This window comes from Cytobacillus gottheilii (assembly GCF_018582665.1).
Classification (GTDB): Bacteria; Bacillota; Bacilli; order Bacillales; family Cytobacillaceae; genus Cytobacillus; species Cytobacillus gottheilii.
Genome location: NZ_CP071709.1, coordinates 3,068,774 through 3,093,007, shown reverse-complemented (window position 1 = coordinate 3,093,007; position 24,234 = coordinate 3,068,774). Strand labels below are relative to the sequence as shown.

The window sequence follows — 24,234 nt, the reverse complement described above, 5'->3', positions numbered from 1 at the left end:
ATTCCCGCCCCCCAAATGAAATGAATCCATCAAGCAAGTTGGCGAGCAAAATCCCCACGCCCTCCTATCCATTTGTTAAAGAACCGCAAAGATTTTGTTAACACAGCTACAACCTATTTGAAACCGTTGCCTAAATCGGCTAAAATAACAGAACAGCAAACAAATAGGGCTAATTCATTAACTGAATTTTCAATTTTTTTATTACAATTTGACAACAACCCATGTAATTGCTCTTGAAATGATGTAAAATAAGTGTAAGGCTTCGGTCTTGGTATTGAAAGGAAGAATGTATAGTGGAAATCACACAATTAATCGAAGAAGCAAAAGTAGCAAGAGAAAAAGCATATGTACCATATTCTAAATTTAAGGTTGGCGCCGCTCTCCTTACGGATGAAGGTACCGTTATACATGGCTGCAATATTGAAAACGCAGCATATAGTATGACCAATTGCGCAGAAAGAACAGCGCTTTTTAAGGCATACTCTGATGGAATTACTAAATTTAAAGCAATTGCAGTTGTAGCAGATACAGATGGGCCTGTTGCTCCTTGTGGTGCATGCCGCCAAGTAATCTCTGAACTTTGCAGCAAAGATACAAAAATCATACTAACTAATTTAAATGGAGCTATTAAAGAGCTTTCAGTAGAAGAGCTGTTGCCTGGCGCATTTTCACCGGAGGATTTACATGAATAACGAACAAAAGCATAAATCAGGGTTTATTTCCATTATTGGCAGACCAAATGTCGGAAAGTCGACTTTCCTGAACAGAGTTATTGGTCAAAAGATTGCCATTATGAGCGATAAACCACAGACAACAAGAAATAAAGTGCAGGGAGTTTTAACAACGGCGGATGCCCAGTTTATCTTTATCGATACACCGGGTATTCATAAACCAAAGCATAAATTGGGAGACTTCATGATGAAGGTGGCCCAGAATACGCTAAAAGGCGTAGATGTTGTGTTTTTTATGGTAAATGCCGAAGAAGGTTTTGGAAAAGGCGAAGAGTTTATTATCGAAAAATTCCAATCCGTTAAAACACCTATTTTTCTTGTGATCAATAAGATTGACCAAATTCACCCTGACCAGCTCTTATCGGTAATAGAGTCATACAAAGAAAAGTATGATTTTAAAGAAATTGTGCCGATTTCAGCTTTAGAAGGAAATAACGTTGAAACTCTTCTAGAGCAGCTGAAGGAATATATGCCAGAAGGTCCGCAATACTATCCTGCAGATCAGGTTACCGATCATCCAGAGCATTTTATTGTTTCTGAGTTGATTAGGGAAAAAGCTCTTCATCTGACACGTGAAGAAATTCCTCATTCGCTTGCAGTGGTGATCGACAAAATGAAAAAGAAAGATGACAAGGACATTGTTCATGTGATGGCTACCATCATTGTTGAGCGTGATTCGCAAAAAGGTATTGTCATCGGCAAGCAAGGGAAAATGCTGAAGGAGATCGGACAGCGGGCACGATTAGATATTGAAAATCTGCTCGGATCTAAGGTGTTCCTGGAGCTTTGGGTTAAGGTGCAAAAGGATTGGCGCAATAAGATGACACAGCTGCGCGACTTCGGTTTTAGAGAAGACGAATACTAATTCTCTTATCTACATTATTAACGTTATTCATGTTCAATTAACGATTTTAATTTACAAATTTTTCGTCTTATGATTTTCAAAAGACAGGCTATGATAAGGTTAAGGAATCATAATTGCATTGCTAGTTAAATACGGAAAGGTGGGGTTATCGATGATGGAATTTACCTGGAAGGTTTTCTCGCAAACAGGTAATATTGACACATATCTTCTTTTTAAGGAATTGCAAAAGGAAACAAATGATATACCCGGAAATCAGGACGAAGAGCTAGCAGAGGTTGATTTTCCCATCTCATAGGATTGTCTAAATATAGGGATGGTGACGAATATGCTTGAAAAATGTGAAGGCATAGTCATTAGAACAGCGAATTATGGAGAAAGCAATAAAATCGTTACCTTATATACGCGCGAATGGGGAAAGGTTGGGATGATGGCACGCGGAGCGAAAAAGCCGAATAGCAGGCTCTCCGCCGTCACCCAGCCTTTTACATATGGATATTTTCTTATGCAAAGAGGAAGCGGGCTGGGCACGATGCAGCAAGGAGAAATGATTTCCTCGATGCGATCGATTAAGGAAGATATTTTCCTTACGGCTTATGCTGCATACATTGTAGAACTCTTAGATAGAAGTGTTGAAGATCGAAAGCCAAATCCATTCTTATTTGAGCTATTATTTCAATCGCTGAATCTGATTAATGAAGGCTATGATCCCGACATTATTATGAATATTTTTGAGATGAAAATGCTGAATACACTCGGTTTATATCCGGTATTAAATCAGTGTACGGTTTGCGGAAGCACCGATGGGCATTTCTCTTTTTCCATTCGGGAGGGCGGTCTTATCTGCCATCGCTGCCTTGAAAAGGATCCATACCATTACAAACTATCCCCGGCAGCAGTCCGATTGTTACGGCTGTTTTATTATTTTGATTTATCGAGACTCGGAGATATATCAGTTAAAGAAGAAACAAAGGCAGAGCTGAAGAAAATCATTACAGCCTATTATGATGAAAACTCTGGCTTAAATTTAAAATCAAAAAAGTTTTTGAATCAAATGGAGAAATTCGATGGCTTCTTAAAGTAATATTTGACTTTAAAAATGATTTTCGCTATGATTCAAATATTAATAGTTGCGATGACGAAGAGGAGTACTTAATCCAGTCTATAAAAGCGAACCTAGGGTGGTGTGAGCTAGGTGATAGAAGGATTAAGGAAGGGCACTTTACGAGCGACATGAACGTTGAAAGAGGCTGAAGCTTTTGCTTTGGCAAATAGGGTGGAACCGCGGGTTAACTCTCGTCCCTATGCCGTATTTAGGCATAGGGACGGGAGTTTTTTAGTTTTTTGACGATTAAGTCCCTGTTGTCTAACATCAATTTTATAAAAAGGGTGAGATGTGAGATGAATATTCAGAACATGATTCTGACATTGCAAAAGCATTGGTCAGAGCAAGGCTGCATTCTAATGCAGGCTTATGATGTGGAAAAAGGAGCGGGCACAATGAGTCCGTATACATTTTTAAGGGCAATTGGACCTGAGCCTTGGAATGTAGCTTATGTGGAGCCTTCCCGCCGTCCGGCAGATGGACGTTACGGAGAAAATCCTAACCGTCTTTATCAGCATCATCAATTTCAGGTGATTATGAAGCCTTCTCCAGATAATATTCAGGAGCTGTATCTTGATTCACTTAAGGCATTAGGAATCGACCCGCTTAAGCATGATATTCGTTTTGTTGAAGATAACTGGGAAAATCCATCTCTTGGATGTGCTGGATTAGGCTGGGAAGTTTGGCTTGATGGCATGGAGATTACCCAATTTACGTATTTCCAGCAGGTGGGCGGACTTGAATGTAAGCCCGTATCTGTGGAAATTACCTATGGAATTGAGCGTTTAGCTTCTTATATTCAAGATAAAGAAGATGTATTTGATTTGGAATGGACAAATGGCTTTACTGTAAGAGATATCTTCCTGCAGCCGGAATACGAGCATTCTAAATATACGTTTGAAACAAGCGACCCTGATATGCTGTTTAACTTATTTAATATTTATGAGAAAGAGGCACATCGTCAAATGGATGAAGGTCTCGTGCACCCAGCTTATGATTATGTCCTGAAATGCTCACATGTGTTCAATTTATTAGACGCAAGAGGCTCCATTTCCGTCACAGAAAGAACGGGATATATTGGCCGCTGCCGTAACTTGGCAAGAAAAATAGCGAAAACATTCTATGAAGAGCGTGAAAAGTTAGGATTCCCAATCCTGCAAGCAAAGGAGGAAAATTAAGATGTCTAAAAAAGATCTCCTTTTAGAAATTGGTCTTGAAGAAATGCCCGCAAGATTTGTTACAAATTCAATGAATCAGCTTTCTGATAAAATTCAAGCTTGGATGATGGAAAAAAAGATTGATTTTGATCATGTTACTGCTTTTTCAACACCGCGCCGTCTTGCTGTAATGGTGGAAGGCATCAGTGAAGCACAAGAGGATGTACATGAGGAAGCGAAGGGGCCAGCTAAAAAAATCGCACAAGACGAAAATGGCGAGTGGACGAAGGCTGCCATTGGATTTTGCAGAGGGCAAGGAGCAACAGTCGAAGATATTTTCTATAAAGAAATTAATGGTGTTGAGTATGTTCATGTGAAAAAGTTTATTCAAGGCCAGCAAACGAGTTCGCTTTTACCTGAGCTGCAGCATGTTATTACGTCCTTGTCTTTTCCTAAAAATATGCGCTGGGCAGATGAAGAGCTTAAATATATCCGTCCGATAAAATGGATCATCGCATTATTTGGATCTGAAATCATTCCATTTTCAATTGCAGGTGTACAGACATCCAATTGGACAATGGGTCACCGCTTCCTGGGTGAAAGCATGGAAATTACAAGCCCGGATGCCTATGAAAAAACATTAATGTCTCAGTATGTGCTTGTTAATTCGGATGAACGAAAAGAAGGCATACGCAACCAGCTAAAACAACTTGAGGAAGAGCATGGCTGGGTCATTCCAGTCGATGGAGATCTACTTGAAGAAGTTACTAACCTGGTTGAATATCCAACTGCTCTTTTTGGAAAGTTTGAGGAAGAGTTTTTGCAGATTCCACAGGAAGTTCTTATTACATCGATGAAAGAACATCAGCGTTATTTTCCTGTTAAATCAAAAGATGGAGATCTCCTTCCATTCTTTGTTACAGTGAGAAATGGCGGGCATGAGCATCTTGAAAATGTTGCAAAAGGAAATGAAAAAGTATTAAGAGCAAGACTGTCTGATGCAGCGTTCTTTTACAATGAAGATCAAAAAACAGCGATCAGCGATTCGCTTAAAAAGCTGGAATCCATTGTGTACCATGAGGAAATTGGTACGTTATCACAAAAAACAGCAAGAGTGCGCAAGTTAACGAACAAGCTGGCAGGGTTATTATCCTTTAATGAAAATGAAACTGTACAGGCAGATCGTGCAGCGGAGATTGCGAAATTTGACCTTGTGACACATATGGTATATGAATTCCCTGAACTGCAAGGTTTTATGGGTGAAAAATATGCGCTGCAAAAGGGTGAAGATCCTGCTGTTGCCAAAGCTATTAATGAGCATTATATGCCTAGAAATGCTGAAGACGGGACGCCTGAAAGCAATGTGGGAGCATTATTATCGATCGCTGAAAAGATCGATACGATTGCTGCCTGCTTTGCGATTGGCATTATCCCAAGTGGTTCACAGGATCCATATGCTTTAAGAAGGCAAGCAACAGGCATTGTGCAAATTCTTTTAAATAAACAATGGGTACTGCCGCTTGAAACGATTATTGATCTTGCTTTAGAGCTTGTTCAGGAAGATAATATCGCGAAAAAAGCTTTAGAAGAGATACAAAAAGATCTTTCTGCATTCTTTAAACTGCGCATCAAGCATATCTTACAAGAGCGCGGCGTTCGTTATGATCTCATTGATGCTGTTCTTGGCAATGAATTGGGTTCGATGCCTTCATTGGTTAAGCGTGCAGAAGTATTGGAAAAAGAGAAACAAAATCCGGATTTCAAAGAAAACATGGAAGCGCTTGGCCGTGTATTAAATATCTCTTCAAAAGCAGTACATGTTGGAGAAGTAGAAGAGCGTTTATTTGAGAATAACTATGAAAAAGAATTGTATAACAAATATGAGGAAGTTCGTAATCAGCTGCAGAACATTGCAGATGAGAAAAGTTTATACGACTTGCTTGTTTCATTAAAGCCTGCTATTGATGGTTATTTTGAACATACAATGGTAATGGCAGAACAGGAAAACATCCGTTCAAACCGTTTAAGCCAAATGGCTAAGCTTGCGGAGATCATTCGTCAATTTGCAAATGTAAATGAGATTATTGTGAAATAGAGATGCAGTTCCACTTTTTTAGCAGAAGCACTTTTGAACAGAAAGAAATTCTGGCTTCTGAAAATAGCGCGAGTGCTGATAAGTGAAGAGTACCTCAAACTCTTATGTGAAAAACCATGAAAAAAACTGTTGGATGAGCTTGTCTTAGCGGCAAGCTCTTTCACATTGCTAAATTCAGCTGTTTTATTCACATTTTAAAAGGAATCTATTCTGTTCATTTTGTCCAAATAGTATATAATGTTTCTATAATAGTATGTCTTATTGAATCGTATACACGTACATAGATAGGTGGTGAGTGAAATCGAACTGAATAAAAGACAGGAAAAAATTCTGGAAATCGTTAAGGAAAATGGCCCAATTACCGGTGAAAATATAGCAGAACAGCTAAGCTTAACCAGAGCTACATTAAGGCCTGACTTGGCGATTTTAACAATGGCAGGCTACCTCGACGCCAGACCCCGGGTGGGTTATTTCTATACAGGAAAAACGGGAGCGCAGCTTCTGACGGAAAACATGCAGAAGCTGTTTGTGAAGGACTATCAGTCAATCCCAGTGGTGGTTAAGGAAAATGTGTCCGTATATGATGCCATTGTAACGATGTTCTTAGAGGATGTTGGAACATTGTTTGTTGTAGATGAAAAATCACTGCTTGTGGGTGTTCTCTCTAGAAAGGATTTATTAAGAGCCAGCATAGGCAAACAGGAGCTATCGGCCATTCCGGTCAATATCATTATGACAAGAATGCCTAATATTACTGTTTGCAAGAAAGATGATTTATTGCTCGATGTGGCTCAGAAGCTGATTGATAAGCAAATTGACTCCTTGCCGATCGTTAAAGAAACAGACGAAGGTCTTGAAGTATTAGGAAGAATTACCAAAACCAATTTGACAAAAGCATTTGTTGCACTTGCTGGAGAAAAGTAATTTGGACAAAGGAGATGGGGATCAAGAATGGGGAAGATGCCAATAATTTATGTTGTTTCAGATTCTGTAGGTGAAACAGCAGAACTCGTAACAAAAGCAGCTACAAGTCAATTTAATGGCGGTGATGTCATTATAAAACGGTTTCCATATGTTGAGGAGCTAACACATATTGACGAAGTAATCTCACTTGCCAAACTGGATAATGGAATGATCGCTTATACCCTGGTAAAGCCGGAAATCCGCCAATATATGAATGTTTCAGCACAGGATGCAGGGATTTATGCCTGTGATATTATTGGGCCGCTTATGGACCAAATTCAGACATTTTGCGGGACGGAGCCTTTATATGAGCCAGGATTAGTCCGTAAACTCGATGAGGATTATTTTAAAAAGATCGAAGCCATTGAATTTGCTGTTAAGTATGATGATGGAAGAGATCCACGAGGGATTTTAAAAGCAGATATTGTTCTGGTTGGCGTTTCACGAACTTCCAAGACACCTCTGTCTCAATACTTGGCTCATAAAAGACTTAAGGTCGCCAATGTTCCGCTTGTGCCTGAAGTGGACCCGCCAGAGGAGTTATTTCTTGTTCAGCCCGAAAAATGCTACGGCTTAAAAATAAGCCCGGAAAAATTAAATAATATTAGAAGAGAAAGACTCATTTCATTGGGGCTCAGTGATAATGCAAGCTATGCAAATATTGAAAGAATCAAAAATGAAATCAATTACTTTGAAAACATTGTGAACAGACTGCAATGCCCTGTCATTGATGTAACAAATAAAGCCGTGGAAGAAACAGCCAATGTTATATTGAATCATTATCGTAAAAGATTTCCAGCTACTTAGCACATATTCATTATGTGCTCTTTTTAATGAAGTGAAGCAGTTTGGAAGATCAAGTCGTCTAAATTAAAAAAAATGACGAAATTTGCAATTATCATCTATTTATTAATGGAAAAACCAGCAATTATGTACTATAATAAAAAATTGTGATAAAAATGTCTTCTAAATAGGTTTAGAGTTGAGAGTGAACGAATAAACTATTTAAAGGAAGATGTCAAGGAACCAGCCGAAAAAAAATTCGACAAATATCCCTTTTGAAAAATTAAGCCAGTAAGAAGGAAAATGCGGAGTGATGTAGAATTAATAAGTCATTAGGCACAACTGCCATCTTTGTGGATGCAGATTCTTGTCCAGTTAAAGATGAAATTGTCGAAATTGCAAAAGCTTTTTCAATTAAAGTTGTATTTGTTGCTTCATATGCTCACATGAAGAATGAAGCTCAGGAAGCAGAATGGAGGTTCGTTGATTGTGATCAGGAAGCAGCCGATCTCTACATAATGAACCATACATCATCTCGCGATATTGTCATTACTCAGGATATCGGGCTGGCTTCTACTTTGCTTCTTAAAAACATGTATGTGCTGTCTCCTAGAGGAACGCTGTACGAAGAATCAAATATCCGGACGATGCTTGATATGAGATACCTCTCTGCTAAAGCACGCAAAAAAGGGATCTATGGAAAAGGCCCTAAACCTTTTACGAAACAGGATCGAATACATTTTATTAACACATTAACAAAAATTTTGTCGAAAGTTGAAGGGATTCCATAACTTTTATAGAATACCTCTTAGAACTAGTAGGAGTTGTTCTTATGGCAGATCTTATTGCATCAGAAAAAATTGATGAAATTCGCAGGTCTGTAGATATTGTTGATGTAGTCGGCGAATATGTCCAGCTCACTAAAAAGGGCCGCAATTATTTTGGATTATGTCCTTTTCATGGTGAAAATACACCTTCATTTTCTGTATCAACAGACAAACAGATTTATAATTGCTTTGGCTGTCACGCAGCTGGGGATGCCTTTTCGTTTTTAATGGACATTGAAGGATATTCCTTTCAGGAAGCTGCAGTGGAACTTGCTGAAAAAGGCAATGTGAAACTCGATATTGAAGCTCCGGCGGCGGCGGCTAAGTCCATGTCACCTGATTTTCAGCAGATGTTTGAAGCACATCAGCTATTAAGTAAATTCTACCATCATTTGCTCGTAAATACAAAAGACGGTCAGCATGCCTTAGAGTACTTGCTGAATAGGGGCTTTACAAGAGAGTCAATTGATAAGTTTCAAATTGGCTACAGTCTAAACTCTTGGGACTTTGTTTATAAGTTTTTAACAAAAAGAAAGTTTCCTGAAGGGTTAATGGAGCGTGCCGGACTAATCATTAAACGGGAAAAAGATGGCAGCTACTTCGATCGTTTTCGTGATCGAATCATGTTTCCGATTAATGATCGAAACGGAAATACGATTGCATTTTCTGGAAGAGCACTAGGGGACGATGATCCTAAATATTTAAATAGTCCAGAAACGCCAATCTTTAATAAAAGCAAAATTTTATATAATTTTCAATCGGCAAGAGCTCACATGAAAAAAATGCAGAGAGCCGTTCTGTTTGAAGGGTTTGCAGATGTGATTGCAGCCGATCGTGCTGGAGTAGAAAACGGTGTTGCCACAATGGGAACATCTCTAACTGACGAGCATATTGCCTTATTAAAAAAACAAGTACAATCCATCACCATTTGTTATGATTCTGATAATGCTGGGAAGGAAGCTGCTTTTCGAGCCTCAACCATGCTTTCTGACGCAGGATTTCAAATTAGAGTGGCAATGATGCCGGATGGATTAGATCCTGATGACTATATTCAGGCAAACGGGGCCGAAAAATTCAGAAATGAAGTAATTGATGGAAGTTTGACGCTCATGGCCTTTAAAATTCTTTATTTGCGCAGGGGGAAAAGGCTGCAGGATGAAGGAGATCGTCTTCTTTATATAGAAGAAGTATTAAAGGAGATTGCCAAGCTTGATAAAGCTGTAGAGAAAGACCTCTATATAAGGCAATTGGCAGAGGAATTTTCTGTTTCACTCGATGCGCTGAAGGAACAGCTTGCGGGAATGGAAAAGAAGCACTCCAGCAGCAAAGCTCAAAAAGAGCATGCTGGACGCTCAAATACACCCGTCATGTTGAATCCAGCTCCAGCTTCCTCTAAAATCAGGCCTGCTTTTCATACTGCAGAGAGAAATCTCATTTCTCATATGATGAAGGATGCAGACATTGCTTTTAAGGTTCAGAACCTTCTTGGCGAAAATACCTTTAATATCGATGAACACCAGGCGATTTTCACTTATTTATTAGGGTACTTTGAAAGCGGTCATTCGCCAGATACTAGTGCATTTATACATTTTATTAACGATGATAAGCTTCGTAAGATTTGTGCTGAGATTGCTTTAGTGACCATTAATGATGAAGTAAGTGAACAAGAGCTGTCTGATTATATTAAGCAGGTGTTGAATTATCAAAAGATGTTAAAGATAAAAGAAAAAAAGGCTGAGGCAAAAGAAGCTGAAAGGCAAAAGGATTATGTCAAAGCTGCATTAATCAGCATGGAAATTATTCAGCTGCAAAAGTCATTATAATCAGCTGTTTAATATATATTTTATCAATTACGGAAACACAGTAGAAGAAGTTTTGAGTGAAAGCTCATTTCTATATGGCATTAATGGTATGAAGACATTGCGGTTCACAATCGCGGTGTGTGATTTTTGGAAGGAGGGGGACAAATGGCTGAAAAATCGGCCCGTTCAAAAGAGGTTGATTCAGAATTGACCCTTGAACAAGCAAAAGAACAAGTGTTAGAGGTAGGAAAGAAGACTGGTGTTCTCGCCTATGACGATATAGCAGAAAGATTAGCCAACTTTGAGTTGGATTCACACCAAATGGATGAGTTTTATGAGTTCCTTGGAGATCAGGGAATTGAACTTGTCGGTGATAATGACGATGCAGATCCAAACGTAAAGGAACTTGCCAAAGGTGAAGAGGAATTTGACCTTAATGATTTAAGTGTACCTCCTGGGGTGAAAATCAACGATCCAGTCCGCATGTATCTGAAAGAAATTGGCCGTGTTGACCTACTGACTGCAGAGGAAGAAATTTCATTGGCAAACCGCATTGAAGAAGGCGATGAAGAAGCAAAACGCCGTCTTGCAGAAGCCAACTTGCGCCTAGTAGTTAGTATCGCCAAGCGTTATGTCGGACGCGGTATGTTATTCCTGGACTTAATTCAGGAAGGAAATATGGGTCTTATTAAAGCTGTTGAGAAATTTGATTACCGTAAAGGATTCAAATTCAGCACCTATGCTACTTGGTGGATTCGTCAGGCTATTACGCGTGCGATTGCAGACCAGGCAAGAACGATCAGGATTCCTGTGCATATGGTTGAGACGATTAACAAGTTAATTCGAGTACAGCGCCAGCTGCTTCAAGATCTTGGCCGTGAACCTTCACCAGAAGAAATTGCGGAAGATATGGACTTAACACCCGAAAAGGTACGTGAAATCCTAAAGATTGCTCAAGAACCTGTTTCACTTGAAACACCGATTGGTGAAGAGGATGACTCACATCTTGGCGACTTTATTGAAGATCAGGATGCAACTTCACCTTCTGAGCATGCTGCCTACGAATTATTGAAGGAACAGCTCGAAGACGTTCTTGATACATTAACCGATCGTGAAGAAAATGTGCTTAGACTTCGTTTTGGTCTTGACGACGGCCGTACACGAACGCTTGAAGAAGTCGGCAAAGTATTCGGGGTAACTCGTGAGCGTATCCGCCAAATTGAAGCAAAAGCACTTCGCAAACTTAGACATCCTAGTCGAAGCAAAAGACTTAAGGACTTCTTAGAATAGGAAAATGCACCTATTGATCAATAAAAAATTATGATTGCCTTAGAATAGTTTACTTCTTACAATAGAAGTAAACTATTTTTATTTTTAAGAAAATAAAGCAGTACAGCTAAAGTAGATTGGGTGTGTACATCATGCAGCATAAAAGGAAAAGCATCATTATTAACGAAATTAATTATTGGAAGAAGAACAGGCTTTTGCCTGAACAGTATTGTGATTATTTACTTGCCTTTTACACTGAAGGGAATCAGCCGAAGGAAGATAGAAAAGACGTTAATGGGAAATTGCTGAAAAGTGCTAACCTTCTTTTCTTGCTGCTTATTCCAATGTCTGTGTTTTTATTATATTTTACTGAATTATCTATCATTTTGCAAACTGCCTTTGCTATTTTATTTATTTTTTTAGGTGCAGCCTTATTTTTTTATTTTTCTAGAAAAGAAATCATTTTACATATTCCCATTATAACTTCGGCATTGATTTTGCTATTTTATTCTGTTGACCTGACGGCAGCATTTTTTCCGAATCAATCGCTGCCCCTCTATATCAACCTAATTTGCAATTGCCTTATTTGGATTCTTATTGGCTGGAAGTGGCGCCTTGTGTATTTGTCGATCTCTGGTGGACTGGGTATTGTAACCGTGCTTGTTTCTATCTTTATATAATATTCTATTTTTAAAAATTTTTAAATGTTGAGAAAATTCATCATTCCCCTATATAATAATAATGAAAGCGTATACAAAAACTAAGGGGGACGCAGATGAATTTTGATTTTACATCCGAACAAGAAATGATTTATAAAACGATAAAGGAGTTCGCGGAAGAAGAAGTGGCTCCTGGAGCACTTGAGCGGGACAAAACGAAAGCATTTCCTGAAGAAATATTTAAGAAATTGGCGGACTTAGGACTAATGGGGCTGCCTTTTCCAGAAGAGTATGGGGGAGCAGGAGCAGACACAATTAGCTTTGCCATCGTAACAGAGCAATTGAGCAAGGCTTGCGCTTCCACAGGGATTACATACTCTGCTCATATCTCGTTAGGTGGTGCTCCATTAAATTTGTTTGGCACTGAGGAACAGAAGCAGAAATTTTTAGTCCCAATTTGTACAGGAGAATCATTTGGCGCATTCGGATTAACTGAGCCTAATGCTGGATCAGATGCGGGAGGAACAAGGACTTCAGCGATTGAAGTAGACGGCGAATATATCATTAATGGCAATAAGTGTTATATAACGAATGCTAGCTATGCAGAACATTTGGCACTTACTGCTGTAACTGGTGAACATAATGGAAGCAAGGAAATTAGTGCCATTATTGTCCCCACAAAAGCTAAAGGGTTTAAAATTATCGATAATTATGAAAAAATGGGCCTGCATGCGTCTAACACGACTGAGCTGGTGCTAGAAGATGTCCGGGTACCGACTGAGCAGTTGCTCGGGAAAAAAGGTGAAGGCTTTAAACAGTTTCTAATCACACTTGATGGCGGCAGAATTGGAATTGGGGCTATGGCTGTGGGCATTGCTCAGGCTGCCTATGAAAAAGCCTTGCAATATGCTAAAGAGCGTCAGCAATTTGGCCGTTCCCTTTCGTATTTTCAGGCGATTCAATTTAAACTTGCTGATATGGCCCTTAAAATCGAATTAGCACGAAATATGGTATATAAAGCTGCATGGCTGAAGGATCAGGGGAAGCCGTTCTCTAAGGAAGCTTCAATGTGTAAGCTTTATGCCTCGGAAATTAGCATGGAGGTAGCTGATCAAGCTGTTCAAATTCATGGCGGATATGGCTATATGAAGGAATATCATGTGGAACGCTATATGCGCGATGCGAAACTGACAGAAATCGGCGAGGGGACTTCTGAAATTCAAAGAATGGTAATAGCCCGTCAAATCGGCTGCTGAAATTTGTATATTTTTATGGAAATTGAAAACTCTACTGGTAACGGTAGAGTTTTTTGTACGAACAAAATTATAAATGAGCAGCAAAGATAAAATCACGAGCGCAGTAGCTCCTCCAGGAATGTGGTACAAGTGCAGCTAAGCCTGGTGGTAAGTACTGCAGACTTTGCCGCTAGGCAAGTTTTTTTTGTCAAATTTATGAATAAGTAGTGACAACTTTCACTTTAGGTCTTTTCCTTCACGTCATTTTCAAGTAAAATAGAGTTTGTTTGTATGTGCTTAACTTTATTGAATGTGCTTCTTACATAAGGGGGGTTAAATGATGAACCGTAATCCAATTATTCCTTTCGTCCTTATAATGGTCATTGGAATTGGTGCTATGTTCTTGCTTTCATTTAAAGGAATCGGTGACAATGAAGATCTTGCAGCGGAGCTTAGCGGCGAAGGTGGAGAAACAACTGAGGAAACTGCTCAAGCAAATCCTGAGGAAATTTACCAGCAAAGCTGTATCGGCTGCCACGGTGATCAATATCAAGGTGGTGCAGGTCCTGCATTAACGGGTGTTGGTGATAGGCTGTCCCAAGATGAAATCGTTGACATTTTAACAAATGGTAAAGGCGCTATGCCTGGCGGGTTAGTTTCCGGAAATGAAACAGCTATGGCAGAGTGGCTTTCTGAATTGCAGTAAGACTAAGAATATCATTTGGACAGGCATTGTCTAGCTTATCGCAGTGTGCAATGCTGTCTGCCCTGATACAAAATAAAAAGTCCTTTCTCGTGAAGGGCTTTTTTGCGTTCCAAAGCGTATGTACGGGCGGCGGGTTGACAAGAGAAGGGATCATTTATAGGATTGAAACAGGACTGCTTAGCAGACGAACTACATAGTAAAGTGGTGGCATAATGAATACGGATAAGTTATCAAAGCGGCTTGAATCAGTTGCGAATTACATAATAGAAGACTCGGCAATAGCGGATATTGGCTCAGATCATGCCTATTTGCCTTGTTATGCGGTGAAAACAGGACTTGCCAAACGGGCGGTTGCCGGTGAAGTGGTAGAAGGTCCATTTCAATCAGCAAAGAAGCAGGTGCAGAACGAAGGGCTTGGAGATAGGATTGCTGTGCGAAAAGGCAGCGGCTTAGAAGTAATTGAAGCTGGTGAAGTTGATTGCATTACTATTGCAGGCATGGGAGGTCCGTTAATTGCCTCTATTTTAGAAGATGGCAAAGATAAGCTTACAGGAAAAGAACGATTAGTTCTGCAGCCTAATATTAGCGCGATCGCCATTCGTGAATGGCTGTTAAAGAATGGCTGGAAGCTTATAGCTGAAGAGATTTTAGAAGAAGATGGAAAGATCTATGAAATTCTTGTGGCAGAAAAAGGTGATCCTGAAGCACCATATCATCACTTAGAAAAGGAATTGCTCTTTGGGCCGTTTTTAATGAATGAAAAATCTCCTGCGTTTATGAAGAAGTGGGAAGGGGAATTAGCGAACTGGCGCAAAATCCTTGTGAATTTAGAAAAAGCTTCCGGCAGTGAAGAAAATGAAGAGAAAAAACAAGCACTGCAGAAAAAAATCCACTACACAGAGGAGGTAATACAGCAATGAAAAAAGTGAACGGACATGAAATCATTGGCCTATTTGAACAATACTCTCCGAAATCTTATGCGATGGAAGGCGATAAAATCGGTCTGCAGCTTGGCAGTTTGAGCAGAACGGTGGAAAATGTGATGATTGCCTTAGATGTTGTCGAAGAGGTTGTGGACGAAGCAATCGCTAATAATGTACAGCTTATCATTGCTCATCACCCTCCGATTTTTAGACCGCTAAAAGCAATAAATATGGATACGCCTGCTGGCAGGCTGCTTGAAAAATTAATTAAGCATGATATTGCTGTATATGCTGCTCATACGAACTTAGATGTGGCAGTCGGCGGTGTTAACGATCTTCTGGCTGAAGCGCTTGGTCTTCAAAATACAGAAGTGCTGTACCCTACATATGAAACTGTCTTAAAAAAGCTGGTTGTGTATGTTCCGGCTGAAGATGCAGCTTCTTTAAGACAAGCCTTGGGTGATGCTGGCGCTGGAGCCATCGGTAAATACAGCCATTGTACCTTCTCTTCTTCAGGGATGGGGCAATTTTTGCCGAATGGAGATGCAAATCCTCATATCGGGAAAGTAGGCACTCTTGAATCTGTTGCTGAAGAACGCATTGAGACCATTTTTCCAGAGCACCTAGAAAAAAGTATCCTGCGGGCCATGTTTAAAGCTCATCCTTATGAAGAGGTAGCATACGATTTGTATGAACTTGCCAATAAAGGAGAAACACTTGGTCTCGGCCGGATCGGTGAAATAGCAGAAATGACGTTAGAGCAGTTTGCAGCGTATGTGAAGGACCGCTTAGAGGTTAAAGGGGTAAGAGTCGTTGGTGACCTGAACGATAAGGTTAAGAAGGTCGCAGTACTCGGAGGTGACGGCAACAAGTACTACATGTCTGCTAAACATAAGGGAGCAGACGTTTATGTAACAGGCGATATGTATTACCATGTTGCACATGATGCGATGCTTGCAGGCTTAAATATCGTTGATCCAGGCCATAATATTGAAAAAGTCATGAAAAAAGGGGTTTCACAAAAGCTTACTGAGATGGCTGAATTAAAAGGCTGGAATGTAAAGATTTTCCCATCCGCTCTGAATACAGATCCATTCCAGTTTTTGTAAAGGAAAAAGGTGCCCTTGTTTCAGGGCACCTTTATTATTTTACTTGTTTAATTTTTGGCAGTATTTTGTTGAGCGGAACTTGTTTTTCTGTGACCCATGTAGACTCGTCAAGCGGATTAAATTGCTGAATAAAGTTGATTACTTCTTTTGTAATAGGTGTAGGAGTAGAAGCACCAGATGTTACCCCTACTGTCTCAGCGTCTTTAATCCAGTCAATTTGAAGCTCAGAAAGATCAGCAATTCTATATGCCTTAGTGCCTGCAATTTCTTCGGATACTTGAGCGAGACGATTAGAGTTATTGCTCTTCGGATCTCCGACAACAATGACAACATCTGCATCTCCAGCTTGTTTAGCAACAGCTTCTTGGCGGACCTGTGTTGCCAGGCAGATTTCTTTATGAAATTCAGCGTGTGGGAATTTTTCCTTGATCTGGTCCATTACATGACCAACATCCCATTGGCTCATCGTTGTCTGATTGGTTACAAGCACTTTCTCACCCAGCAGATCCAGCTTGTTCACATCTTCAATGGTTTCAACAAGGTGAACAATGTCTGGTGCAACACCGATCGCACCCTCAGGTTCAGGATGGCCTTTTTTCCCGATATAAATGATTTGGAAGCCTTCGTCTTTCTTCTCTCGAATTAAATCATGTGTTCGAGTGACATCTGGGCAAGTCGCATCAATTGTCACTAATCCTTTTTCCTTCGCTCGTATGCGAATTTGTGGAGAGACACCATGAGCTGTAAAAATGACGGTTCCCTTTTCAACCTTCTCCAGAATTTCTTCCCGGTCTTTTCCGTCTAATGTAATAATCCCTTCCTCTTCAAAGGCATCTGTTACATGTTTATTGTGGACAATCATTCCCAGTATATATATAGGTCTCGGCAGCGTTTTATCTAGGGCTGCGTTGCGCGCAATCACCATTGCGTCAACAACTCCATAACAATAGCCGCGAGGTGATATTTTAATAAGATTCATATTATTTCCTCCCCAAGTGAAACGTTCTATCTCTCAGATCGCTGCTTCCAACCTGAAGATACGTGATACCGATCAATTCTACACTATTATATAATAACTTACAGCAATAATTCAAAGATCGTCTATTTCAGCTTGGAAGTAGTCGAAAAAATAAAAACCGCCAAAAAGAGGGCGGTTCAATTTAAATATACAATTTAGGAATAGAATTGCCTTTACTTTCCACTTTATCTGAAGTGAAATCTGCAGATTCTTCACCTGCAAATTCAATATTTTGTGAAGTTTTCGTCTGTTTGCTTTTCACCGGTTTTTCTTCGGTTTCTTCCACTGTATCATCTGCATCTGGCATATCTTTTAGTCCGCGATACAGCTTCCACATGGCGGGCAGATTCTTTACCATTGGTCCGTATTGCTGGACCATTGGCCCGATTTGATTTGCAGTATGAAGCACCTTCTGCGTATTATTCAGAAATCCGCTAATGGCAGCAGGATTTGTCAAAGTCTGCAAAAAGCCTCCGCTTGAAGCTGCACCAGCACCGCCAGCTGCTCTGCTTCCCAAAAGCCCGGCTGCTCCGCCAGCTTTATTGCCGCCACCGCCAAGAATTTTTGCAAGTAATCCACCGCCACCGCCGCCTTGGCCGCGCATTGGTGCCCTCATCATCTGCCCCATTTGAGGCTGCCCGCCCATTGGGCCCATAAACGGACTGCGTGGCATTCCTCCCTGAAAAGGACCGCGTTGTCCTGGAAACATTTCTTTTCCCCCTTTCACAAACCTTCTATTCGCAATTAGAGTGAATCGTCTATTGTGATAGATGACTGCTTTTTAATAAACTATGCGCCAATATGAGAATGGTTTAGGTTTCAGCGGAAAAAAAGCTTTTCTTGTTAAAAAAACAAGAAATAGACCAACATAAATATATATGCAATGAATAGGTGGTTATTTACACAAAACTTTATTATAATAACATGATGACCAGAAATGCTTCATCGGCTCGCCGATGAAGCTGGACAAAGAAAAGCGGAATCGGCTTGTTCAGCCACGACAAGCATAAGACAAGATGGCATAAAGGTTGTTCTTTAACCTTTAGGGCAGATTGGCTTATGACCTCGAGGGGCTAGCCGATGGAGCTAGACAGAGAAATGCTAAGTTAGCCTCCTGAATTGCATCTGAACGTAATTCAGAAGTGTCTACAGAGCCATTATATGTTGTTGAAGTGTTTTTGGAAGAATTGAACCTTAAGGAGTTTATATAATGTCAACAAAATTTGAACGTTTTCAATTTACACCGTTTATTAATGATGCAATTAAGGATTTGGGTTTTTATGAGCCAACGGAAATCCAGGAAAGGCTAATCCCATCCATATTAAAAGGGGAAAGTGCAATCGGGCAGTCTCAGACAGGAACAGGAAAGACTCTTGCCTATGTCCTGCCAATGCTGCAAAAAATCGACCCTTCTAAAAAGGAGCTGCAGGCAATTATCACGGCTCCTACACGGGAGCTTGCCAATCAGATCTATCAGGAAGTCCTAAAGATCACGAAGCATTGTAAGGAAGGCGAAGAAATTGCCGCGCGCTGCTATGTTGGCGGTACGGACAAGCAAAGAACAATCGAGAAGTTAAAAAACCAGCCTCATATTGTAATTGGAACACCTGGAAGAATTTCAGATTTGGTGAAAGAAAATGCGCTGTTTGTGCACACAGCACATATGCTTGTAGTCGACGAAGCAGATCTAATGCTGGATATGGGCTTTATTGAAGATGTAGATGTGATCGCGGCAAGAATGCAGGAGAAGCTTCAGATGCTTGTCTTTTCAGCCACTATTCCAGAAAAATTAAAGCCATTTTTAAAGAAATATATGGAAAATCCTAAGTTTGTGCATGTTGAGCCGAAACAAATGGCTGCCAGCAAAATTGAACATATTTTGCTTCCTTCACGTCACCGCAACAAGGTTAACCTTGTATTTGAAGCTTTAAAGGCATATAACCCGTATTTAGCGATCGTTTTTACAAATACGAAGAAAAAAGCAGATGAAGTGGCAGATGGGCTCATGAGCAAGGGGTTAAAGGTCGGAAGAATTCATGGTGACCTGAATCCGCGTGAACGCAAAAAAATGATGAAGCAGATTGTTGATTTAGAATTTCAATATATCGTGGCGACTGATTTAGCTGCCAGAGGAATTGATATTCAGGGAATTAGCCATGTCATTAACTATGAGCTTCCAACAGATCTTGATTTTTACATTCATCGAGTGGGACGTACGGGGAGAGCAGGCTTTTCAGGAATTGCTCTGACTGTCTATGATCCAGCAAACGAGGATGCGTTAAACAAGCTGGAAAAAATGGGTATTACCTTTAAGCATGTTGATCTGCAAAATGGCAATTGGACTGAATTGGACGATCGCAATAAGCGGAAAAATCGTCAAAGACAGACAGACGATACAGACAAAAAGGCACAGTCCCTTGTTCAAAAGCCGAAAAAAGTAAAACCAGGCTATAAAAAGAAAATGAAGTGGGAAATGGATAAAATTAAAAAACGCGAAAGAAGAATTAAACGCAAGTAAGCTGGGGGGAGAAGAAGATGCTTAAAATTGGTTCGCATGTTTCAATGAGCGGGAAAAAAATGCTGCTGGCAGCTAGTGAGGAAGCGGCATCCTATGGTGCAAATACGTTTATGATTTATACCGGCGCACCGCAAAATACACGCAGAAAAAAAATCGAAGACTTGAACATTGAAGAAGGTCTTAAGCATATGCAAGCAAACGGGATGGCTGATATTGTTGTGCATGCACCGTATATCATCAATATCGGCAATACCACAAACCCTGCAACATTTGAGCTTGGTGTAAATTTCTTGCGATCAGAAATTGATCGCACAGAGGCCTTAGGCGCTAGACAAATCGTTCTTCATCCAGGTGCTCATGTTGGTGCTGGAGCGGAAGAGGGGATTAAAAAGATTATTGAAGGTCTTAACGAAGTCCTGAATGGGGAAGAACAGGTTCAGATTGCTTTGGAAACAATGGCTGGAAAAGGATCTGAGTGTGGAAGAAACTTTGAGGAATTGGCGATGATCATGGAGGGTGTTACCCATAACGAGCATTTATCCGTTTGCTTTGATACTTGCCATACCCATGATGCTGGCTACAATATTGTCGAGGATTTTGATGGTGTGCTGGAAAGCTTCGATAAAATAGTCGGTTTAGATCGATTAAAGGTGCTTCATATTAATGACAGCAAAAATGAAAGAGGCGCACGTAAGGACCGTCATGAAAATATTGGCTTTGGCCATATCGGTTTTAAAGCTTTAAATTATATTGTTCATCACCCGCAGCTGTCTCATATACCGAAAATACTTGAGACACCATTTGTCGGGGAAGATAAAAACAGCAAAAAGGCGCCTTATAAGCATGAAATCGCAATGCTGAGAGAACAGGCCTTTAATGAAAATCTGCTGACTGATATTCAGGGGTCATAATGAAAAAGAGGAGGTCGTCTTATACGGCTTCCTCTTTTTGGCATTGAAAAGTATCAAAGAACGAAGCAGGCTTGCATCAAAGACATGTTAAAATACGATATAAAAACGTATCAGACTGCTGTATGCCCATTCTAAGTAAGTATTGGGTTACTTGGAGAACATTAAAAATAATTTATTTACTTGTTTTGCAGTATCAGGACCAGCGATTTTGGCAATTTCTTTAATAACTTTTGCACGGTCAGTATCGTTAAATATATTAATTTTTTTACCTCGCAAATATTGTGCAATCTTCTCTGCATCTGCTTTTGCAACGGAAATTTGGAATTGATTCGCATATTTTAATAATTCGGCACCAGTAATATTACTTAATTTATGATTAATAATGTTTTCAAACAGCTTCAATGTCATCCCTCCCAATGTACTCTATGACATAAGCTTGAAAATCGTGACAAATTTTATCGTGCAGGTGCTGCATAGCTAAAATAGGAACTTGGATAGAAAAAATATAAGGAAGCGAAGTGATTCGGTATGCGCTTCTGCCATTCGGCGGGTTTTCTTTACTTTTAAAAGAGCATGGGGTATACTACGGTTTGTTAAAAATCGTAATGATTCTTAAATAATAGGTGATTTAGATGGGGAATAAAGATTCCATTATTGTAATAGATGATGTTTCATATCGTTATGAAAAAGAAAATGTGCTCGAGAATATTCAGCTGACAGTAGAGGCTGGTTCTTTTTTAGCAATTGTAGGTCCAAACGGGTCTGGTAAATCAACTTTATTAAAGCTTCTGCTGGGCCTTTTAAAATTGCAAAGTGGCAAAATTAAGCTGTTTGGCCAGGATATTGCCAGGTTTAAGGAATGGCATAAAATTGGATATGTTTCACAAAAGGCAAATTCGTTTAACACTGGCTTCCCTGCCACTGTATATGAAGTAGTTTCAAGCGGACTGACTACAAAGATCGGCCTTTTCCGTTTTATGAAAAAGTCTGATGAGCAAAAAGTACTGCAGGCGATTGGATCTGTCGGTTTGCTGGAATTTAAAGATCGTAATATTGGAGAACTTTCTGGGGGGCAGCAGCAGCGTGTGTTTATAGCGCGGGCATTGGTCAGCGACCCGCAAATTCTGATCTTAGATGAACCAACAGTCGGCGTGGATGCACAGAATGTAGAATCCTTTTATGCTATGCTGGAACATTTAAATAAAGAGCTTCAAATCACACTTTTATTGGTTACCCATGATATTGGGGCTGTCTCTGATAAAGTTTCCCATGTTGCATGCATGAATAAAAAACTGCATTTTCATGGAGTAACTGAGGAGTTTGAACAATTAGATATGAAAGATATGTCATTATATTATGGACATGATGTTCAAATTCTTTCCCATGATCATGGTCATCATCACCATCATGGAGGTGGCCATGCATGATTGAAGGATTAATGCAGTATGAATTTCTGCAGAATGCCTTTCTTACAGGAATCATTATTGGGATTATTGCGCCTCTGTTAGGCGTATTTATTGTGGTGCGCAGGCTTTCTCTTATTGCGGATGCGCTTAGTCATGTCACGTTAGCAGGAATAGCAGCAAGTTTGCTTCTGGAAAAAAAGTTTCTTGGATTGTCAGGACTTAATCCCCTGTATATGGGAATGGTTTTTTCTGTTGGAGGATCTTTGTTCATTGAAAAGCTGCGTGGTGTCTACAAACATTATCAGGAACTCGCGATTCCCATTATTTTATCTGGGGGCATTGGGCTGAGTGTGATCTTTATTTCAATGGCGGACGGCTTTAACACAGATATATTCAGTTATTTATTTGGCAGCGTCAGTGCTGTTAGCAGACTGGATTTATGGACCATTTTAGTTATAAGTGTGTTTGTGATCCTAATAGTTGTTCTTTTATATAAAGAATTATTTCTGCTTTCATTCGATGAAGAGCACGCAAAAGCATCCGGAATGTCAGTGAAAAGTCTTCATTTTATTTTTATTGTAATGGTTGCTCTTGTTATTGCTGCTTCTATGAGGATTGTGGGGATTTTATTAGTGTCTTCTTTAATGACTATTCCGGTTGCGGCTAGTATGAGAATTGCAAAAGGCTTTAAACAAACGATATTTTATTCTATACTATTTGGAGAGATATCCGTCATTGGCGGTCTGGTTATTTCTTATTACGCAGATTTGGCACCAGGCGGAGTGATTGTTGTCATTGCTGTCTGTATTTTAATCTTAACAATCTTTTCAAAAAAAATGATGGCAGCAAGGTCTGCTTAATATATGATAGATATAGGTTATTGAAATGCTTTTTTAGAGGTGATTACTATGAATACACAAGAAGCACTTGATCTTTTAAAAGAAAAAGGCTATAAAATCACTGGCAAAAGAGAAGAAATGCTTGAGCTCTTTGCTGCCAGTAATAAATATTTAACGGCACGAGATGTGATTGAACATATGAAAGACAACTATCCGGGACTTAGCTTTGATACCATTTATCGAAATCTGTCTCTATTTGCGGAGCTGGATATTTTTGAGATGACCGAGCTTTCAGGTGAAAAACATTTCCGCTTTACGTGTTCACATCATCACCATCATCATCATTTCATTTGCTTAGATTGCGGCAAGACGAAAGAGATTGGCACTTGTCCTATGGAAGGCTTGAGCGAAAACTTAAAAGGATACGATATTTCGGGTCATAAATTTGAGATTTATGGGAAATGCCCGGAGTGCAGCTGAATAAAACAGCATTAACCGTTTGGTTAATGCTGTTTTGTTTTTATCGGGAAACTTTATCAGCAGCAAGCCAATTTTTCACCCAGTCCTCTGCTTCCTGCCAGTTGTATACACGGATTACTCCTTCTGGAATTGGATCTCGATTGTATGGAGTATCAAAGAGCAGTACAGGAATTCCACATTGCTCATGGATCATTACGGCATTATCGTGTTTGTCCTCAAAAAATATATCCACATTGTGTTTTTTTGCTGCTGCAATTTTATCATGGCTGCCGATTAATTCAATATGGTGGAAGGTTAGTTCCTTATCTAAGAACCATTTCTTGGTTACCTCAAGCAGATGGCTCCCTCTAGCACTTATAAAATATAATTCATGCTCATCCTTCCACTTAGTTAAGACTTCCCCGGCACCTTCTGCCATTGGGGATTTCTCGTAAATCACCGGTTCATTTGTGGTGAACCACTCTGCAAATTCTTCTTCGCTTACATTAACAAGCGGCATTAAGTCATATTGCTTAATATCCTCTAACGTTAAATTCAACTGAAAAGAGGTATTTAAAAACGGAATCATCGAGGCTGGACAGGTAACTGTGCCATCAATGTCTATCCCAAAACGTTTCTTCATTGTGTACTGCTCCTTTTATATGTAGTAGAAACCCTTATAAGGGTTGTCGTTTCATGACTAGAAATGGCATTCTTAAGACATGAGTACCTCTCATATCTTAACAAATGATTTGTAAACGCGAAAGAACTCAGTTCATATTGGCTCAAAAGTGGATAAACAGCCAGTATTTAGCATTGTAAAACGATCAAAATTGGCCATAATAATAACTGCTTCA

General features: G+C 39.8%; 25 protein-coding genes and 1 other annotated feature. Of the genes, 21 read left to right on the top strand and 4 right to left on the bottom strand.

Translation table 11 applies throughout. From position 1 onward, the window contains the following. Positions 1-293 precede the first annotated feature (293 nt). The 16 genes from J1899_RS15355 to J1899_RS15280 all read left to right on the top strand — a co-directional run bounded on the left by J1899_RS15355 (position 294) and on the right by J1899_RS15280 (position 16,226). Entirely contained in the window at positions 294-692 is a 399-nt protein-coding gene (locus tag J1899_RS15355) for a cytidine deaminase (RefSeq protein ID WP_066443508.1), read from the top strand. Then, a complete protein-coding gene (gene era, locus J1899_RS15350; RefSeq protein WP_066443514.1) occupies positions 685-1,596 on the top strand; it encodes a GTPase Era in 912 nt (303 codons plus the stop codon). Before J1899_RS15355 ends, era begins: the two co-directional genes overlap by 8 nt. A 151-nt stretch (positions 1,597-1,747) precedes the next feature. Further along, positions 1,748-1,891, top strand: a complete 144-nt coding sequence (locus tag J1899_RS15345) for a YqzL family protein (RefSeq protein ID WP_066443516.1) — start codon at positions 1,748-1,750, stop codon at positions 1,889-1,891. 30 nt (positions 1,892-1,921) lie between these two features. Next, the gene (recO, locus tag J1899_RS15340) at positions 1,922-2,677 is read left to right on the top strand and encodes a DNA repair protein RecO (protein ID WP_214475031.1); all 756 of its coding nucleotides are present in this window, start codon (positions 1,922-1,924) and stop codon (positions 2,675-2,677) included. Between the two features lie 42 nt (positions 2,678-2,719). After that, positions 2,720-2,900 (top strand) — a binding site (T-box leader). Positions 2,901-2,994: 94 nt separating this feature from the next. Beyond that, on the top strand, positions 2,995-3,876 hold the full coding sequence (gene glyQ / locus J1899_RS15335) for a glycine--tRNA ligase subunit alpha (RefSeq protein ID WP_151573272.1): 882 nt from the start codon (positions 2,995-2,997) through the stop codon (positions 3,874-3,876). 1 nt (position 3,877) lies between these two features. Then, entirely contained in the window at positions 3,878-5,950 is a 2,073-nt protein-coding gene (glyS, locus tag J1899_RS15330; protein ID WP_214475029.1) for a glycine--tRNA ligase subunit beta, read from the top strand. A gap of 288 nt (positions 5,951-6,238) precedes the next feature. Continuing rightward, positions 6,239-6,874 (top strand): transcriptional regulator CcpN, encoded by a 636-nt coding sequence (gene ccpN / locus J1899_RS15325; protein ID WP_066443526.1) that lies wholly within the window; start codon positions 6,239-6,241, stop codon positions 6,872-6,874. Between the two features lie 27 nt (positions 6,875-6,901). Continuing rightward, positions 6,902-7,720 (top strand): pyruvate, water dikinase regulatory protein, encoded by an 819-nt coding sequence (locus J1899_RS15320; RefSeq protein WP_066443529.1) that lies wholly within the window; start codon positions 6,902-6,904, stop codon positions 7,718-7,720. A 329-nt stretch (positions 7,721-8,049) separates the two neighbouring features. Further along, the gene (locus J1899_RS15315; RefSeq protein ID WP_082851645.1) at positions 8,050-8,487 is read left to right on the top strand and encodes a YaiI/YqxD family protein; all 438 of its coding nucleotides are present in this window, start codon (positions 8,050-8,052) and stop codon (positions 8,485-8,487) included. A 41-nt stretch (positions 8,488-8,528) separates the two neighbouring features. Continuing rightward, entirely contained in the window at positions 8,529-10,346 is a 1,818-nt protein-coding gene (gene dnaG / locus J1899_RS15310) for a DNA primase (protein WP_214475027.1), read from the top strand. A 144-nt stretch (positions 10,347-10,490) separates the two neighbouring features. Further along, the gene (rpoD, locus tag J1899_RS15305) at positions 10,491-11,615 is read left to right on the top strand and encodes an RNA polymerase sigma factor RpoD (protein ID WP_066443537.1); all 1,125 of its coding nucleotides are present in this window, start codon (positions 10,491-10,493) and stop codon (positions 11,613-11,615) included. Between the two features lie 131 nt (positions 11,616-11,746). Beyond that, positions 11,747-12,274 carry a hypothetical protein gene (locus tag J1899_RS15300; protein WP_214475025.1) on the top strand — a complete coding sequence of 176 codons (528 nt, stop codon included), beginning with the start codon at positions 11,747-11,749 and terminating at the stop codon, positions 12,272-12,274. A 95-nt stretch (positions 12,275-12,369) separates the two neighbouring features. Next, a complete protein-coding gene (locus J1899_RS15295; protein WP_214475023.1) occupies positions 12,370-13,509 on the top strand; it encodes an acyl-CoA dehydrogenase family protein in 1,140 nt (379 codons plus the stop codon). 319 nt (positions 13,510-13,828) lie between these two features. Further along, positions 13,829-14,194 (top strand): cytochrome c550, encoded by a 366-nt coding sequence (gene cccA / locus J1899_RS15290; protein ID WP_066443545.1) that lies wholly within the window; start codon positions 13,829-13,831, stop codon positions 14,192-14,194. A 212-nt stretch (positions 14,195-14,406) separates the two neighbouring features. Beyond that, positions 14,407-15,114, top strand: coding sequence for a tRNA (adenine(22)-N(1))-methyltransferase (locus J1899_RS15285; protein ID WP_214475021.1), 708 nt, complete (start codon positions 14,407-14,409; stop codon positions 15,112-15,114). Continuing rightward, positions 15,111-16,226 (top strand): Nif3-like dinuclear metal center hexameric protein, encoded by a 1,116-nt coding sequence (locus J1899_RS15280; protein WP_214475019.1) that lies wholly within the window; start codon positions 15,111-15,113, stop codon positions 16,224-16,226. The genes J1899_RS15285 and J1899_RS15280 overlap by 4 nt, the downstream gene beginning before the upstream one ends. A gap of 34 nt (positions 16,227-16,260) precedes the next feature. Here J1899_RS15280 and J1899_RS15275 read toward each other — a convergent pair whose 3' ends face one another. Further along, positions 16,261-17,205, bottom strand: coding sequence for a 4-hydroxy-3-methylbut-2-enyl diphosphate reductase (locus J1899_RS15275; RefSeq protein WP_214475017.1), 945 nt, complete (start codon positions 17,203-17,205; stop codon positions 16,261-16,263). Positions 17,206-17,386: 181 nt separating this feature from the next. Next, positions 17,387-17,953 carry a VrrA/YqfQ family protein gene (vrrA, locus tag J1899_RS15270; RefSeq protein ID WP_214475015.1) on the bottom strand — a complete coding sequence of 189 codons (567 nt, stop codon included), beginning with the start codon at positions 17,951-17,953 and terminating at the stop codon, positions 17,387-17,389. A gap of 498 nt (positions 17,954-18,451) precedes the next feature. Here vrrA and J1899_RS15265 point away from each other — a divergent pair, with 498 nt between their 5' ends. Both J1899_RS15265 and J1899_RS15260 read left to right on the top strand, forming a co-directional pair. Continuing rightward, positions 18,452-19,762 carry a DEAD/DEAH box helicase gene (locus J1899_RS15265; RefSeq protein WP_214478864.1) on the top strand — a complete coding sequence of 437 codons (1,311 nt, stop codon included), beginning with the start codon at positions 18,452-18,454 and terminating at the stop codon, positions 19,760-19,762. Between the two features lie 17 nt (positions 19,763-19,779). Further along, on the top strand, positions 19,780-20,673 hold the full coding sequence (locus J1899_RS15260; protein WP_214475013.1) for a deoxyribonuclease IV: 894 nt from the start codon (positions 19,780-19,782) through the stop codon (positions 20,671-20,673). 147 nt (positions 20,674-20,820) lie between these two features. On the opposite strand, the gene J1899_RS15255 is transcribed toward J1899_RS15260, so the two are convergent. After that, complete coding sequence (locus J1899_RS15255) at positions 20,821-21,075, bottom strand: DUF2624 domain-containing protein (RefSeq protein ID WP_066443564.1); 255 nt, start codon at positions 21,073-21,075, stop codon at positions 20,821-20,823. A gap of 230 nt (positions 21,076-21,305) precedes the next feature. Between J1899_RS15255 and J1899_RS15250 the strand changes: the two genes are divergently transcribed. The 3 genes from J1899_RS15250 to J1899_RS15240 are packed head-to-tail and all read left to right on the top strand — an operon-like array spanning position 21,306 to position 23,398. Continuing rightward, positions 21,306-22,100, top strand: coding sequence for a metal ABC transporter ATP-binding protein (locus tag J1899_RS15250; RefSeq protein ID WP_214475011.1), 795 nt, complete (start codon positions 21,306-21,308; stop codon positions 22,098-22,100). After that, positions 22,097-22,939 carry a metal ABC transporter permease gene (locus J1899_RS15245; RefSeq protein ID WP_214475009.1) on the top strand — a complete coding sequence of 281 codons (843 nt, stop codon included), beginning with the start codon at positions 22,097-22,099 and terminating at the stop codon, positions 22,937-22,939. Before J1899_RS15250 ends, J1899_RS15245 begins: the two co-directional genes overlap by 4 nt. A gap of 48 nt (positions 22,940-22,987) precedes the next feature. Beyond that, entirely contained in the window at positions 22,988-23,398 is a 411-nt protein-coding gene (locus J1899_RS15240; RefSeq protein WP_066443572.1) for a Fur family transcriptional regulator, read from the top strand. Between the two features lie 40 nt (positions 23,399-23,438). Here the strand turns inward: J1899_RS15240 and J1899_RS15235 are convergent, their stop codons facing one another. After that, complete coding sequence (locus tag J1899_RS15235; protein WP_214475008.1) at positions 23,439-24,020, bottom strand: 5' nucleotidase, NT5C type; 582 nt, start codon at positions 24,018-24,020, stop codon at positions 23,439-23,441. Positions 24,021-24,234: the final 214 nt, after the last annotated feature.

Excerpts from the sequence above, each read along its gene's own strand:
- J1899_RS15235 (WP_214475008.1), bottom strand. The coding sequence starts at position 24,020 with ATGAAGAAACGTTTTGGGATAGACATTGATGGCACAGTTACCTGTCCA.
- J1899_RS15250 (WP_214475011.1), top strand. The coding sequence starts at position 21,306 with ATGGGGAATAAAGATTCCATTATTGTAATAGATGATGTTTCATATCGT.
- era (WP_066443514.1), top strand. The coding sequence starts at position 685 with ATGAATAACGAACAAAAGCATAAATCAGGGTTTATTTCCATTATTGGC.
- J1899_RS15320 (WP_066443529.1), top strand. The coding sequence starts at position 6,902 with ATGGGGAAGATGCCAATAATTTATGTTGTTTCAGATTCTGTAGGTGAA.
- rpoD (WP_066443537.1), top strand. The coding sequence starts at position 10,491 with ATGGCTGAAAAATCGGCCCGTTCAAAAGAGGTTGATTCAGAATTGACC.
- glyS (WP_214475029.1), top strand. The coding sequence starts at position 3,878 with ATGTCTAAAAAAGATCTCCTTTTAGAAATTGGTCTTGAAGAAATGCCC.
- recO (WP_214475031.1), top strand. The coding sequence starts at position 1,922 with ATGCTTGAAAAATGTGAAGGCATAGTCATTAGAACAGCGAATTATGGA.
- glyQ (WP_151573272.1), top strand. The coding sequence starts at position 2,995 with ATGAATATTCAGAACATGATTCTGACATTGCAAAAGCATTGGTCAGAG.
- cccA (WP_066443545.1), top strand. The coding sequence starts at position 13,829 with ATGAACCGTAATCCAATTATTCCTTTCGTCCTTATAATGGTCATTGGA.
- J1899_RS15275 (WP_214475017.1), bottom strand. The coding sequence starts at position 17,205 with ATGAATCTTATTAAAATATCACCTCGCGGCTATTGTTATGGAGTTGTT.
- J1899_RS15345 (WP_066443516.1), top strand. The coding sequence starts at position 1,748 with ATGATGGAATTTACCTGGAAGGTTTTCTCGCAAACAGGTAATATTGAC.
- J1899_RS15300 (WP_214475025.1), top strand. The coding sequence starts at position 11,747 with ATGCAGCATAAAAGGAAAAGCATCATTATTAACGAAATTAATTATTGG.
- J1899_RS15260 (WP_214475013.1), top strand. The coding sequence starts at position 19,780 with ATGCTTAAAATTGGTTCGCATGTTTCAATGAGCGGGAAAAAAATGCTG.
- dnaG (WP_214475027.1), top strand. The coding sequence starts at position 8,529 with ATGGCAGATCTTATTGCATCAGAAAAAATTGATGAAATTCGCAGGTCT.
- J1899_RS15295 (WP_214475023.1), top strand. The coding sequence starts at position 12,370 with ATGAATTTTGATTTTACATCCGAACAAGAAATGATTTATAAAACGATA.
- J1899_RS15285 (WP_214475021.1), top strand. The coding sequence starts at position 14,407 with ATGAATACGGATAAGTTATCAAAGCGGCTTGAATCAGTTGCGAATTAC.
- vrrA (WP_214475015.1), bottom strand. The coding sequence starts at position 17,953 with ATGTTTCCAGGACAACGCGGTCCTTTTCAGGGAGGAATGCCACGCAGT.
- J1899_RS15240 (WP_066443572.1), top strand. The coding sequence starts at position 22,988 with ATGAATACACAAGAAGCACTTGATCTTTTAAAAGAAAAAGGCTATAAA.
- J1899_RS15280 (WP_214475019.1), top strand. The coding sequence starts at position 15,111 with ATGAAAAAAGTGAACGGACATGAAATCATTGGCCTATTTGAACAATAC.
- J1899_RS15245 (WP_214475009.1), top strand. The coding sequence starts at position 22,097 with ATGATTGAAGGATTAATGCAGTATGAATTTCTGCAGAATGCCTTTCTT.